This window comes from Candidatus Brocadia sapporoensis, from assembly GCF_001753675.2.
In the GTDB taxonomy this organism is placed as follows: Bacteria; Planctomycetota; Brocadiia; order Brocadiales; family Brocadiaceae; genus Brocadia; species Brocadia sapporoensis.
The window spans coordinates 31,912-46,610 of record NZ_MJUW02000086.1 but is presented as its reverse complement, the minus strand read 5'-3'; the positions used below and the strand labels follow the sequence as shown (position 1 = coordinate 46,610).

Here is a 14,699-nt window from a genome sequence, read left to right as displayed (position 1 = left end):
TAGCAAATATTTTAAAACCGGCTTAATCCCAGTAAATCCCGTTTTACAGATTAAAAGATCCTTTTACTTTACACTAGAAATTTGGATTACTCCTATTCTTTCAATGCAGCTTTTCGGCTTAGCTTAACCCTTTTTTGATCATCTATTCCGATAACTTTTATTTTAATTTCTTGACCGACCTTTACAACATCTTCGACCTTTTCAACGTAGCCATCAGACAATTCAGAAATATGTACCAGTCCATCGTGCCCCGGGATAATTTCCACAAAAGCACCATACTCTTTTAAAGAAAGAACTTTTCCCATATAAGTTTTCCCTACCTGGACATCTTCTGTCATGCGCTCAATCCATATTTTTGCCTTTTGTGAGGACTCGGCAAGAATCGACGAAATAATAACCGTACCGTCATCCTGTATCTCTACCTTTGCGCCGGTTTCTTCCTGTATTTTTTTAATATTTTTTCCACCTGGACCGATGACCATCCCGATTTTTTCCGGATTGATTTTAATATGCACTAATTTCGGCGCATACACGGAAATTTCTTCCCTTGGTTTATCGATAACCTTTGCCAGTTCCTGGAGAATGTAAATCCTTCCTTCTTTAGCCTGCGCCAATGCATCCCGCATAATTTTTTCAGTAATTCCTGAAATCTTTATATCCATCTGGAGTGCGGTAACACCTTTCAATGTTCCGGCAACTTTAAAATCCATATCACCCAGGTGATCTTCTGTCCCTAAAATATCAGACAGAATACATACATCTTCATCCTCTTTCACCAGGCCCATTGCGATACCAGCCACCTGCGTAGCAATAGGAATACCAGCATCCATCATGGAAAGAGTTCCACCACAAACCGTAGCCATTGAAGAGGATCCATTGGATTCGGTAATATCAGAAACAATTCGTATCGTGTAGGGAAAAGTCGTTAACGGGGGAAGCACTGCTTCTAATGCCCGTTCTGCCAAAGCCCCATGACCAATTTCACGTCTACCTGGCCCACGCAATGGTTTCACCTCACCAACGCAAAAAGGCGGGAAATTATAATCCAACATAAACTTCTTTGAATATTCTTCCTCAAGGGTATCTACCCGCTGTTCATCCATTGTCGTGCCCAGTGTCGTAACCACAATAGCCTGGGTCTCACCTCGTGTGAACAACGCGGAGCCATGGGTTCTTGGCAAAATCCCCACTTCACAGGTAATGGGGCGAATATCTTTTAGCCCTCTGCCATCCGGCCTTTTCTTTTCCTGCACAATTTGGTCACGCACTATGATAGTCTCAAGTCTTTCAAAAATAGCCTTAATTGCTTTTCTTGTAGGAGCACCTTCTTTTTCAGTACAATACTCCTGTATAATCTGATTCAGTATTTCATGCAATGCTCGTTTTCTAGAATCTTTACCCGGCGTTTGGTTTTTCTCTAATATTTCTGTGTAATATTTCTGTTTAATTTCATCCAGGAGATTCATATCAAGTTTCAAAAGTGGAATGGGTTGCTTTACTTTTCCACATTTGGCCAACAGTTCTTTCTGTACTTGAACTATTTCTTTTATATAGGCATGTCCGAACATAATTGCATCCACCATCTGTTCTTCAGAAACCTCCTTACCTGATGCCTCAACCATGGTAACCGCATCTTCAGTTCCGGAAACAACAAGATCTATCATACTTTTTTCAAGCTCGGAATGCGTAGGATTTACAATAAACTCTCCGTCGACTTGACCAACCCTAACAGAACCTGTAGGCCCTCCGAAAGGAATACATGACACCGATAGGGCTGCAGATGCCCCTATCATAGCAAGAATGTCAGGATCGTTCTCTTTGTCTGCAGAAAGCACCATGGACATGATCTGAACTTCACGAAGATATGTTTCCGGAAAGAGTGGTCTTATGGGGCGATCTATTAACCTCATGGTTAATATTTCTTTTGAGGTTGGCCTGCCTTCTCTTTTAAAGAAGCCGCCGGGGAATTTTCCTGCTGAATATGTCTTTTCCCGATAATCAACGGTGAGTGGGAAAAAATCCGCTTCGTCATTTTCTTCTGCTGATGATACTGCCGTAGTCAATACTATCGTATCGCCATACCTTACTACCGCTGCGCCATTAGCCTGCTTTGCAATTTTTCCTGTTTCTATAATAAGCATCTCTTTGCCGATCAATTTCTCGACCCTACAATACGTCATTTAATCCCTCCTGCTTTTGTATCTATATCTTGTTTTTGACCAGCAAAAGATATGAACAATTCAAATTTTTTAAACATTTTTAAATAAGTCTATTAGGTTCCTCCTAAAGATTTTCTGCTATTTTCTAATACCAAGCTTCGCAATGAGTTTTTTATATCTTTCGTTATCTGTGTTTGATAAATATTTCAATAGTGCCGACCTGTGCCCAACCATCAAAAATAACCCTCTGCGAGATGTATGATCTTTTTTGTGTTTCTTTAAATGATCACTCAAATGATTAATTCGTTCTGTTAACAACGCAACCTGGACCTCAGGGGAACCGGTGTCGCTTTCATGAACCCTGAGATCGTTAATAATCCTTTTTTTTACTTCTTTATCCATCATTACTTATATTCCTTACATAAAATCTACTTTAAGAAACACTCCTTAATCATTATCACATTATCCATAAAAACTTTTTGATAAGTTTTTTAACTATCTTCGTGCTCATTTTAAGGAGGATTTGTTTGTATATTTTCCACGGTATGATTCTATACCTTTGTTATGTAACTAACAAAACACGTAAAGCATGCAGGAAAATCTGAAAGAGTATATCAGAACTTATCCATCATTTGCAACAAAAATATTTCCCAAATTATCACTAGCTCCCGCAACAAGATCCCCTTTGTAAATTATCATACTTGAACAATAAGATTGTCTTTGTATTCTCTAGTCCACTGCTTATTTCAATACATCTTTTTCTTTCAGCTTAAATACATCATCTATTTTAGTTTTATAATCATCACCGAGTCCCTCTGACATGCTACTGTCCTTATTTTTCATAATAAACAGTCGAACATCGTCGGGATATGTTTTTATTTTTTTGTGCAGCGCCGGTATTATTTGTTTCTTTATCAATTCAGAGAGAGAGCCTTCAGTAAATTTCAATACTCTAAAATATTCTTCAAGAAAGGCCATTGGCAACTCCTTTTCCTTCTCGCCATTCATATATTCATAACAGAGATGGGCAATATAAAGAATTGCTACATTATTCGTATATTCAGCAGGAATTTCGGAAGGCGGAAAGAATTCGGGAAAGGATTGATACTCAAGGCTCTTGCAAACAATATCAGGAACGTTCCATTCCTTTAATAAGAGAGAACCAATGGCAGCAGGGTCTAACGAATCAATAAGCAGATTGAGTTTTTGATGCTGGAGTTTTAGCAAAAGAATAACACTTTTTCCTATATCATGCAATAATCCAATCGTGCTCATAATTACGGCATTGCTTGCTTCGCTTAATTTTGCGATTTCGAAAGCTATTGTAGACGTAATAACAGAATGACATTGCAATTCCTGAAACTGCGGCGTGTTTGGCATGGTGCTTTTGATGCCATTATCGAGTACTAACTGATAAACTTGATTGAATCCTAAAAGCATAATCGCATGTTGAACGTCCGATATCTTATTTTTCACACTGTAAAAAGCAGAATTGATTGTTTTTAATATAGCACCCACCAGCGAGGGGTCTAATTTTGCTTGATCAACGATTTCTTTTATTTGCGCCTTTTCGTCATGAAGCAACGTAAATAACTTGTTGGTATACATTGGCAATCGGGGAATATTTTTTAGGATGTCCTGAATTATTTCTGATTGGGCATAACTGCTTTTATTGGAATGAAGAAATTTTTTTATTTTTACCTTAAAGGAGTTATTTTGGTCTGCTAACTTTGCTTGCTGGGAAATAAAATGATCCATTCTTTCTGAGAATGCCTTGTTGATATTTTTATAAATACATATCTGCGTTCCCGGCTTCAGCTTTTGCATATCTAAACTGTCTAAAACCATAATGGTCGAGGGCTGTAAAACCACTGCGGAAATGGTTCTTACAGTGCTTTTTGTAAAATCAATATCGCCCAGTCCGTCACCCTTGAAGATTGTTACAATATCTCTTTCCTGACCATCAAATTTCCTCGTTACTTTTATCGATCCTTGTAATATAAAGCATAAAGATTTATCAGCATCGCCTTCCTTGATAATGATATCCCCCGTGTTAAAATGTTTTATTCTTCCGATATTACACACTTCAAACAATTCTGTATCGGTAAGGTCCTTCAGAAATCGGTTTGTAGAAATATCATTCTTTTTTTCGATAAGAAAAGCCATATACAGTCTCCATACTTTTTAATATTTATCCTCTTTTGTCATTAGGATTAATTAATTTGGCGATATTAGATTTTTTGAAGTAGCGGGATATCAGAGTTTTTCAGACTTCCCGCTGGGCAGTTTTCTCTTCCGTTTTGCTTGATAGATCACCCCTAAGGCGAAATGTGATTTATCATCGTTTGGATTAAGTTCCAAGGCTTTTTGCAAGGATTTAATAGCCTCATCAAGTTGCTCTTTCTTTGCATAAACTACGCCCATATTATAGTAAGCATCCGAAAATTGCGGGTTAACTGACACAGCTTTTTTAAATGCAACAAGAGCATCATCAAGGGAATCCATTGAGGCATAGGTAACTCCTAAATTATAATATCCCTTTTCAAACTTTGGGTTAAGCTCCACAACCTTTTTGAATACCGCCACAGCATCAGCATATTGCTTCTTTCCATAATAAACAATTCCTAAATTATACTGTGCCTCGATATACTGTGGAGATGCGGTAACCGCCTTCTCTAAACTTTCGATAGCCTCGTCTAGTCGACCTGTCTCGTAATAAATTATTCCGAGATTGTTCTGTGCTTTTATAAAATTGGGTTCAATCTCTAACGTTTTTTTGTATTCGGTGACAGCTTCTTCCACCATTCCTTTTTCGTTGTATAGAATTCCAAGGTTATAATGTGCCTCAGCGAGTTTTGGATTTTTTTCTATCGCCTGCTGAAATGATTTAATTGCAGCATCTAAAGATTCGTCTTTATCCTGCTCCTGGCCGTAACATACATTTATTAGAATTAACAGGATAAAAACGATACTGATATACATTCTCATAATATGGCTCCTTCAAATACTATCAAGTTATGTCTTCGGTTACAGGGTGGCAATGGGCTTCGTCGTGATGGTTCGACAGACTCACACTATGCACAGCGCTACATCCTGAGCCTGCCGAAAGATCCGTCGAACGACAAACTTGTTTGTCCGTGCCGCCTGTGACCCGCATAAATAAAATAGAAATTCCTATACAATTAAATTAGTCTGTTTTGCAAAAGGGAAAAAACAGAATTTTCTTTTTTCATATTCGTTTTATAGCCCGGCCTGCCATTTTTCTATTGGGAATTTATATCAACCTGGAATCTGTTTAAATAAAACGATATTTTTTTACAGTCAGGGAAATTGACCAGCGTTATAATTATCTTTTTCTGATTCGAGCCATTATCTTACAGGAATTGATTCAATCTTCCCCAATAGAGGCGTTTGAATCTTTTGTTCTTTTAATCCAGTAATTGGCGTGTCTTGTATGACTCCAAGAAGCATAGCATAGCTCATATCGTTTTTTTCTGTAATGCATCTGATTGTCGGTTCACATTCTTTTACACTAAATGGGAAATGCGAGATTTCTTTCACCATCTTACCTGTAAAAGGCTCAATTTTGTATCTTTCATCTATAGATAATGCTTCGCTTGTGATTGCCGGTTCTAATGATGTGACATGTAATAATTCAACGTTCGTATCGGATGCTATGGGTTCTGCAATTGAAGTTTTTAGTTGATCAAGAGATGCTGCAGGTGCTGGTGTTTTGGATTTTGGTTCCATAACTGCCTGAGGATTTTCTTTCTTTATTACTAAAGCAATTGGCTCTTTTTTTATAGTCTTTAAAATCTTATGAACGAGCAGGTCACCCACTAAGAGTTGTTTTAATGAAGCATCCGTTTTTACGACTTTCAAATAATGATAATTCACAAAGATTAACGCAATCCCAAAGCCAATTGCAATTACCGAAGTAATGATCTTAGAAACAAGAGGAAAATACTTCATGACAAGATGGAACAGAACGACAAAAATTAACGCAGACATTCCAACCTCGAGGAGCCCGGCCTGTGGTGAACCTGTTGAGGTAAAATAAACCATGACTAGCACAATGACCAAGAACCATATACATACATGAGCAACCATGTGCTTCCAGGTATTCATTGGCTTAACCTTTGCCGGTACCTTCTCTGCCTCGTTGAATTTAATATGTCTGTCTACAGGGAGGTTCTTTTCTGTCATCGGTACATTGATTCCATTAGAAACATGAATATTTGCAATCGTCCGGAAAATCCTTCGCAGAAACACGATCGAGGGAAAACAATCCGTATCTCGGCATAGATTAAACCATTTCTTAAATTTTGTCGAGAAAATTATAATACAGATTTATTGTCGTTTCAACAGATAACATAATATCTTAGCCAGATATAAATCGTAGATATGATAATTGTTTCAATGGTAATGGGTATTGCATAGATAATAAATTTTTTAAACGACATTGGATATCCCGCCTTTTCCGCAAGGCTTATGGTGATAACATTGGCAGATGCACCAACCGGTGAACCATTTCCGCCAAGACAAGACCCCAGAGCTAAAGACCACCATACTGGCATAAGGGTTGAATGTTGAATAACCGGTTTGACATCTGCAGTTGTTGGTAATACCGCATGGGCTGTATTTGTGATCAAGGGAATCATGCTCGCCACAAAGGGGATGTTGTCAATAATTGCTGAACTGATGGCTGAAAACCATAAGGTTGCAATCGCTGTAACAAACATGTTTTCTGCACTCGGTTTTGTCAGCGAAATCATACCTTCAGAGAGTTTTGAAATCAAACCTACCTTAACGACTCCACCCACGATAATAAATAGTCCAATAAAAAAGAAAAGGGTTGGCCATTCTAATTCTTTTAAGACATGATGTGGGTCTTCCTTTGAGATAACAAGAAGAATGGCAGCCCCTAAAATAGCGATTGTTGCGGGTTCGTAGTGAAGTGTTCCATGCAGAATAAATCCTAAAATGACTATTCCTAATACACCAAGTGACTTTATTAACAGAGTAGGGTTTTTAATGAGATTATATTCGTCTATAGAAAGTATCTTTTGTCGTATCTCTTCTTTGACGTGAAGCTTTCTGCCAAAGAGAAGTTTTATGGTTAGGATGAAGAACGAAAAAACAAAGAAGATCGCTGGGGCCATATGACAGATAAAATTCAGAAATGTGAGTTGTACCTTGCTGGCGATCATAATATTGGGTGGATCACCTATAAGTGTCGCTGTACCACCAATGTTGGAAGCCATGACTTCTGATATCAGGAACGGAAACGGATCAAGCTCCAGTTCATCAGCAACAAAGAGTGTAACTGGCACGAGAAGCAAAACCGTGGTTACATTGTCAAGAAAGGCAGAAAAAATTGCCGTAATACAGACGAAGAGGATAAGAATTTGGAGGGGGTTTCCCTTCGCCAGTTTTACCGATTTTATAGCCAGGAACTGAAATACACCTGTTTTGCTGAGGAGGTTAACGATGATCATCATACCGATTAGTAAAAAGATCACATTATAATCTATGGCATACTCGACATTATAGAACGCCTCGTATTGGCTTACTATTTTGAGTATCATCATTAAGCCCGCACCAATTAATGCAACCTTTGTTTTGTCTATTTTTTCAGAGACAATTAAACCATAGGATATAATAAAGATGGCGGTGGCGATCCAGAAGTTCATGAGCTTATCTTCCTTTTTACAAAATATTTGAATTATCTTTCCTGTTCATATTTGGAAAGGACTTTTGTGATGTGCTTTAACAGCGTTAATCGTGGCACAATTCCAACAACCTTCCCTTTTCTTACTACAGGAAGAGTGTGTATCTTATTTACAACCATGAGTGCAGCAGCTTTAATTATGGTATCTTCTTCATTTACGGCAATAGTTGTTGTGGACATTATTTTGTCGATAGTCAAATTTCTATTTTCTATACATTTCCTCTCAAAATAATTCACATCCATTACCGAGATAAGCGATTCGTCCATGTTTATGTACTTAGGGATGAGAACTTTTATGATGTCACCTTCAGTTACGATTCCTACCAGCTTGTCCTCTTTGTCGACGACAAAGATTACGTGATATTTAACGGCATCGAGTATTTTTATAAGATGTTCAAAGGTATCCGAAGTACGGATAAGATTTGGTGACGGGTCCAAAATTTCTTTTACTTTCATAAATTTTATTCCTTCAGTTAGAATTTATTTTATCCCACCTGTTACCCAATTTTCTGAGACAAAAAAAACTCCTATATAAGCGCATTTATAGTATTCTCGCGTAAAATCTTTCTTTTTTCGCATGTATTTTTGCCCCCTTTCGCCCCCCCTTGACTTTGTCGTGATGGTTCGACAAGCTCACCATGCGCGGCGCAATATGCTGAGCCTGCCGAAGGATCAGTCGAACGACAGGAAGATTTGGTTGCGGATATGCTGCGTTATGATATTATTCTGTTTTGGTTTCGTAGGAGTTCTTCTCCCATTGTGGTTATCGTTTATGGTAATTTTTGCACCTGACACAACGCCGGAATAATCATCGTGATTCTTGTTTGACATTCCATTCTGGTCTTGGTCAAGATACAGCGGAATTGTCCACTGTGTATTGCCCCAGCGAGCATCTCATTTTTCATTATCCTCTGCCGAAGATAATCGTTGTTTCCGTTAATTCTTGTCTGAGAGCGGAGGTAATTTGATCCGGCAAGAGCCTCCATTTCCAATTATTTTTGGAAGACGACGGCAGATTCATCCTCGATTCTTCGCCCAGACCAAGCACATCCTGCATGGGTATTATCACCGTATTTGCAACGGACATCATCGCAAGACGAATCATTTCCTGATGAATAGTGTCTTCCGTAATTTCCTTACCTAAGTATCTGTGAATTCTTTTTTTGTCCTCCGTGTTCGCCTCCTTTTTAAACCAGCCTTTCACCGTGTTGTTATCATGCGTCCCCGTATAGACAATGCACTGGTGTGTATAGTTATGTGGTATGTAGGGATTTTTGGGCAAATCATCCCCAAATGCAAAGAGAAGTACTTTCATACCGGGAATTCCAAACATATGCATAATTTCTCTTACGTCCGGAGTTATCGTTCCCAGATCTTCGGCAATAATGGGAAGGCTTGGAAAATGCCGGTACAGGATGTTAAAGAAATCTTTTACCGGCGCATCCACCCATTTCCCATGGATTGCCGTCATTTCATTGACCGGAATTTCCCAGTATGAAACAAAACCTCTGAAGTGATCGAGTCTGACAATATCATACAATTTAAGATTATGTTCTATGCGTTTTAGCCACCATGAGTATCCGCTGCCTTTAAGGATGTCCCAGTTATAAACTGGGTTTCCCCACCGCTGCCCGGTTGTGCTGAAATAATCGGGTGGAACTCCTGCTACAAAGGTTGGTTTTTTTGAATTATCCAGCTTAAATATTTCAGGTTCTGCCCAGACGTCAACGCTGTCATCTGTTACATAGATAGGAAGATCGCCGATTATATGAATATTTTTTGAATTACAATATTTTTTCAGAGAAAACCACTGCTTGAAAAAAAGAAATTGAAAGAATTTCTCCATCAGTATCTTGTCATTTAAGGTATTTCTCCATTCACTCATGGCTGCTTCTTTTCTGTGTCGCAAGTCTTCAGGCCAATCATACCAGGCAGCTCCATGAAAGCTATCCTTCAGTGTAACATACAGGGTATAATCATCAAGCCAATGTGCATTTTCGTTGCAAAATGTTTTAAATTCCACATTTTTTTCCAGCGTGTGACGGATATTTTTATATCCTGAACAAAGCATATCCTGCTTAAAGGCAGAAACACGGTCATACTCAATTATATCGTTAGGAAAGACTGAGTGGCTCTTCATATCGGACTTTAAGAGGATACCGTCTCGTATAAGGAGATCAAGGCTTATCATATTCTTGTTCCCCGCGAACGCTGAATTGCTGCTATAAGGGCTATTCCCGTATACGGTGGAGGTGGGATTTAAGGGGAGAATTTGCCACAAAGACTGTCTGGTTTCAGTAAGAAAATCGACAAATTGGTAAGCCGTTTCACCAAAGTCGCCTATCCCATGAGAAGCCGGAAGGGAAGTGACATGAAGTAATATACCGCTTCTTCTGTTCATTCAGTCCTCATGCATGAAAATGGTAATCTTAAGTTTCAGACAGCACTATCGTCAGATTGAAAGATAGCTTGTGTCCAATCTGTCTGAACATTTCTACCCAACGAATGGCATCAGCGTTACCCGATTTCGCCTTTAACAGAAATTCTTTATATATTATTTTTGCCATATCATAATAAACATTTTGTACCTGCCAAAGATTAATTTTAAAAGGCAACAGTAAAAAGATATTCAGATCTTTCTCTATTGTCTGAAGCATATTAAAGTCTGAAGGATTCTTGTGCATTTCATTTATTGCTTTTTCGATCTTGCGGCGAACCAGGAATTCAAGATCCATCGTATTCACAGAGATATTCCATCTTTTTACATCATAAAGAATATTTTGTATCCTGCCTATATTCTTGTCATTTTCAAGTGCCTTTTTTAAATTACGGTTAAGAGTGAACTCCGCAGCGGTATAAAGTGTTCTTGGTATTGACATACCCGTCTGCTGTAAAAAGCCCATTAAACTGCGATTGTTCTCATATAATCCGCAACAGGTTTCCTCGAATTCCTCAATCGTTGCGTTAATGACCTGATTCACAATTTTTCGTTGTTCGTCTTTGAAAAGATGTTTTAGTGAATAGTTATGCATACCGAAATGTTTTTCCATCAACCTTACAATATCTGAAAATGCGCCTTTTTCAAATGTCGTCAGAATTTCGTCTTTCATCGATTCATACTCATCGTTTCCAAAAAAAGTGCGCACGCCACCGTTGAAATCATGATTACCAAGGTATAATACACAGAAGCTTAAACGTTCTGTTTCTTTAATTATTTCAGACCTGATGGAAATTCGTCCCACGGAGATTTTCATTTTGCCGGTCTCTGCTTGATGACAGTCTTCTCTGGTAACCGAATAGCTATAAATTCCGGTGCTTTCAGGGTAATCCTCAAAGATGGAACTTACAGCATAGTGTACTCCAACTTTTTTGGTATTGATTATAGCCGGCTTAACGAATTTCATATAAAGATGTGCCCCGTCTTTATGTTCCGGTATATTACTTTTTGCCTGAGAAAGTTTGTCTAAGAATGCGTTTTCCAAGCTGTCACCAAATACTTTTTTTGACAGTTGAATTGCCCTTCCAGCGTATTGAATGATCTGTATGGTTTCAATACCTGAAAGCTCGTCAAAAAACCATCCGCAGCTTGTATACATCAGTAAGGCGTTTCTTTGAATTTCGAGTAATGCCAGTGCGGAAACTATTTCATCGGTGTTGAGGGTTTTTATCGCGTATCTCTCAAAAAAATTGTTTATATTCTCTTCTGAACGCTTCAGAAGAAGGGTTATATATTCATCCCGTGCTTCCCAGGGATCTTTCAGATATTCTTTTGCCTTTCGTTCGTATTTAATCACGATCTGGTCTCTCAACCAGTCAAAAGCATTCCGGAGAGGAGTCCGCCATTCCTGATTCCATCCGGGATGTACGTTAAAATTACACCCACAGTTGCTCTTCCATCGTTCTATGCCGTGCATACAACTCCAGGATGTGTTATCAAATATTTCAACCTCATGTGTTGGAGGATGTTTTTCGAGATACTCGCCGTAATTTGTTAGCTGTGCCAGCCTATGGGATTCTATATAATTAAGAGCAAAGGCAAGAGACATATCACCATGCCGGTGATGATGTCCATACGATTCTCCATCGGTAGCAATATGAAGAATTTGAGGTTGTTTCCGTGCATCAGAGAAACCGCTTAGCAGTCGATTGGCAAAATCCTCTCCCCGATTTAATAATTTCTCGAATGCTACTGCCCGGGATATGGGACCATCGTAAAAAAAGATATTGATTATCCTGCCTGACGGTAGTTTGTATACATAGCCTCTCGTGGGATCGATTCGTCCTCCACTCACATCTTTCCACTTTTCCGCTCCTATCTTTCTTACCCTAAATGCCTGGTGTGGTGAGAGCAGGGTAAATTGTATACCATGTGCTGCCATAATTTCCAGGGTCTCACGGTCAACTGCCGTTTCTGAGAGCCACATGCCTTCGGGAAAACGTTGAAAACGATACTCAAAATCCTTTATTCCCCATACAATCTGAGTACGTTTATCACGGGTATTAGCAAGGGGCATGATCATGTGGTTATAAACCTGCGCAATGGCATTTCCATGACCGGATCGCCATTCCATACTTTTTTTATCTGCATCAAGTATAGCCCGATATACATCAGGAGCATATTTCTCCATCCATGAAAGAAGGGTAGGGCCAAAATTAAAGCTCATCCCCGCATAATTACTGACGATATCCAGAATACGGCCTTCTGTATCCAGGATTCGGGATGCAGAATTGCAGGAGTAACATTCAGCGGTGATTCTTTCGTTCCAGTCATGATATGGAGAGGCAGAATCCTGCAGTTCAATGGCTTCCAGCCATGGGTTTTCCCTTGGCGGTTGATAGAAATGTCCATGAATGCAGATATATCTATCCATTATCGGATTCCGCCTTCATGTTTAAAGATAAGCACTCCTAAGGGCGGTAAGGTTATAGAAAGAGAATAAGCTCTTCCGTGCTTAGGTACCGGCGCAGCTTCCACACCGCCGGAATTTCCCAGTCCGCTACCCTCATAAATATTTGCATCACTGTTCAATAATTCTTTCCAGAAGCTGCCGCGGGGGACGCCGATGCTGTAATTATTCCGTGGTATAGGAGTAAAATTGCATACTACGAGGATGATATCGTCGGTTAATTTTCCCTTCCTTATGAAACTGACAATGCTAGATTCCCAGTCATGAAAGTCTATCCACTCAAAACTATCAATGTGAAAATCCTGTTCATGCAGTGCTGGCTCGTTTCTGTAAAGATGATTTAAATCCCTGACCCACCGTTGCATTCCCTGATGAAAAGGATATTGTAGTACATGCCATTCCAGACTCTCCTCATGGTGCCATTCTTTGACTTGTGCGAACTCATCTCCCATGAAAAGAAGTTTTTTCCCGGGGTGTCCATACATATATCCAAAGAGAAGTCTGAGATTAGCGTATCGCTGCCACTCATCACCCGGCATCTTTCCAAGTAAAGAGCCTTTTCCATGAACAACTTCATCGTGAGAAAATGGTAGGATAAAGTTTTCAAAAAATGCATACATAATACTAAAGGTAAGTTGGTTAATATGAAACTTTCGATAAACCGGGTCTTTTGAAAGATATGCCAGAGTATCGTTCATCCATCCCATATTCCATTTCATACCAAACCCGAGACCGCCAACATATATTGGCTTAGACACCATAGGCCACGCAGTGGACTCTTCGGCTATCGTTTGAACACTTGGGTAAGACTTATAAACAGCTTCGTTAAATCTTTTGATGAAAGCGATTGCCTCCAAATTTTCTCTACCCCCGTATTTGTTTGGCGTCCATTCCCCGTCTTTTCTTGAATAATCAAGATAGAGCATAGATGCTACGGCATCGACTCTGAGACCGTCTATATGGTATTTGTCAAGCCAAAAGAAGGCGCTGCTGATAAGGAAATTCCTCACTTCATTTCTGCCATAATTAAAAATGTAACTCTTCCAGTCCGGATGAAAACCCTTCTTTGGATCCGCGTGTTCATAGAGATGCGTCCCGTCAAAATAGACAAGTCCATGCTCATCAGTAGGAAAGTGGGAAGGAACCCAGTCAAGAATTACTCCGATTCCCTGTTGGTGCAGATAATCAACGAGATACATAAAATCCTGAGGAGTTCCGTATCTGCTGGTAGGCGCAAAGTACCCAACAGTCTGGTATCCCCACGAGCCATAAAAGGGATGCTCTGTAATAGGTAATAGTTCAACATGAGTAAAGCCCATCTCTTTTACGTAATCTGCAAGATAGTGCGCTATTTCTTTATAGGTAAGGTATCTGTTACCCTCTTCAGGAACACGTCTCCACGAACCAAGATGAATTTCGTAAATAGCAAATGGCTCTTTCAACGAGTTAACTTTGTGACGGGTATTCATCCATGCATCGTCCTGCCATTTATAATTCAGATCCCAGACCAAAGATGCAGTTTTGGGGGGAGTCTCCCAGCGCATGGCGAATGGGTCACCTTTGTCTACGCTATAGTTTTTGTATCGGGAAATGATATGATATTTATAAACCGTTCCGTTTCCAACGCCCTCAATAAATCCTTCCCATATGCCAGAATCGTCTTTTCGCATTGTTAACGGATGGGATTCTCTATCCCATTGATTAAAATCACCTATGACCGACACCCTTGCAGCATTTGGTGCCCATACGGCAAAATATACTCCTTTGTTTTCATGTACTGCCATCAGATGAGAGCCAAGTTTGTCATAAAGCTGAAAATGGCTTCCTTCCTTGAAGAGATAGACATCATGATCGGTGAAAAGGCTCGTCTTACTCATAAAATTATCCGTTTCATATGAAATG

The 14,699-nt window shown here is 39.4% G+C and carries 10 protein-coding genes; all 10 read right to left on the bottom strand.

The window, feature by feature from the left end; all coding sequences use genetic code 11:
- Nucleotides 1-92: 92 nt before the first annotated feature.
- Nucleotides 93-2,180, bottom strand: coding sequence for a polyribonucleotide nucleotidyltransferase (pnp, locus tag BIY37_RS08110; protein WP_070067335.1), 2,088 nt, complete (start codon nucleotides 2,178-2,180; stop codon nucleotides 93-95).
- 117 nt (nucleotides 2,181-2,297) lie between these two features.
- On the bottom strand, nucleotides 2,298-2,561 hold the full coding sequence (gene rpsO, locus BIY37_RS08105; protein WP_070067358.1) for a 30S ribosomal protein S15: 264 nt from the start codon (nucleotides 2,559-2,561) through the stop codon (nucleotides 2,298-2,300).
- A gap of 339 nt (nucleotides 2,562-2,900) precedes the next feature.
- On the bottom strand, nucleotides 2,901-4,325 hold the full coding sequence (locus tag BIY37_RS08100; protein ID WP_070067334.1) for an HDOD domain-containing protein: 1,425 nt from the start codon (nucleotides 4,323-4,325) through the stop codon (nucleotides 2,901-2,903).
- Nucleotides 4,326-4,415: 90 nt separating this feature from the next.
- Nucleotides 4,416-5,147 carry a tetratricopeptide repeat protein gene (locus BIY37_RS08095; protein ID WP_070067333.1) on the bottom strand — a complete coding sequence of 244 codons (732 nt, stop codon included), beginning with the start codon at nucleotides 5,145-5,147 and terminating at the stop codon, nucleotides 4,416-4,418.
- Between the two features lie 381 nt (nucleotides 5,148-5,528).
- Nucleotides 5,529-6,287, bottom strand: a complete 759-nt coding sequence (locus BIY37_RS08090; protein ID WP_179129341.1) for a hypothetical protein — start codon at nucleotides 6,285-6,287, stop codon at nucleotides 5,529-5,531.
- Between the two features lie 233 nt (nucleotides 6,288-6,520).
- Nucleotides 6,521-7,852 carry an ArsB/NhaD family transporter gene (locus tag BIY37_RS08085; protein ID WP_070067331.1) on the bottom strand — a complete coding sequence of 444 codons (1,332 nt, stop codon included), beginning with the start codon at nucleotides 7,850-7,852 and terminating at the stop codon, nucleotides 6,521-6,523.
- Nucleotides 7,853-7,884: 32 nt separating this feature from the next.
- Nucleotides 7,885-8,346 carry a CBS domain-containing protein gene (locus tag BIY37_RS08080; RefSeq protein ID WP_070067330.1) on the bottom strand — a complete coding sequence of 154 codons (462 nt, stop codon included), beginning with the start codon at nucleotides 8,344-8,346 and terminating at the stop codon, nucleotides 7,885-7,887.
- Between the two features lie 448 nt (nucleotides 8,347-8,794).
- Nucleotides 8,795-10,291: a 4-alpha-glucanotransferase gene (gene malQ, locus BIY37_RS08075; RefSeq protein WP_070067329.1), complete on the bottom strand. Its 1,497-nt coding sequence runs from the start codon at nucleotides 10,289-10,291 to the stop codon at nucleotides 8,795-8,797.
- Between the two features lie 28 nt (nucleotides 10,292-10,319).
- Nucleotides 10,320-12,761 (bottom strand): DUF3536 domain-containing protein, encoded by a 2,442-nt coding sequence (locus tag BIY37_RS08070; RefSeq protein ID WP_070067328.1) that lies wholly within the window; start codon nucleotides 12,759-12,761, stop codon nucleotides 10,320-10,322.
- A complete protein-coding gene (gene glgB, locus BIY37_RS08065; protein WP_070067327.1) occupies nucleotides 12,761-14,674 on the bottom strand; it encodes a 1,4-alpha-glucan branching protein GlgB in 1,914 nt (637 codons plus the stop codon). Before glgB ends, BIY37_RS08070 begins: the two co-directional genes overlap by 1 nt.
- Nucleotides 14,675-14,699: the final 25 nt, after the last annotated feature.

Coding starts and splice junctions, on each gene's coding strand:
- BIY37_RS08090 (WP_179129341.1), bottom strand. CDS start 6,287: ATGAATACCTGGAAGCACATGGTTGCTCATGTATGTATATGGTTCTTG.
- BIY37_RS08070 (WP_070067328.1), bottom strand. CDS start 12,761: ATGGATAGATATATCTGCATTCATGGACATTTCTATCAACCGCCAAGG.
- pnp (WP_070067335.1), bottom strand. CDS start 2,180: ATGACGTATTGTAGGGTCGAGAAATTGATCGGCAAAGAGATGCTTATT.
- glgB (WP_070067327.1), bottom strand. CDS start 14,674: ATGAGTAAGACGAGCCTTTTCACCGATCATGATGTCTATCTCTTCAAG.
- BIY37_RS08100 (WP_070067334.1), bottom strand. CDS start 4,325: ATGGCTTTTCTTATCGAAAAAAAGAATGATATTTCTACAAACCGATTT.
- BIY37_RS08085 (WP_070067331.1), bottom strand. CDS start 7,852: ATGAACTTCTGGATCGCCACCGCCATCTTTATTATATCCTATGGTTTA.
- BIY37_RS08080 (WP_070067330.1), bottom strand. CDS start 8,346: ATGAAAGTAAAAGAAATTTTGGACCCGTCACCAAATCTTATCCGTACT.
- BIY37_RS08095 (WP_070067333.1), bottom strand. CDS start 5,147: ATGAGAATGTATATCAGTATCGTTTTTATCCTGTTAATTCTAATAAAT.
- malQ (WP_070067329.1), bottom strand. CDS start 10,291: ATGAACAGAAGAAGCGGTATATTACTTCATGTCACTTCCCTTCCGGCT.
- rpsO (WP_070067358.1), bottom strand. CDS start 2,561: ATGGATAAAGAAGTAAAAAAAAGGATTATTAACGATCTCAGGGTTCAT.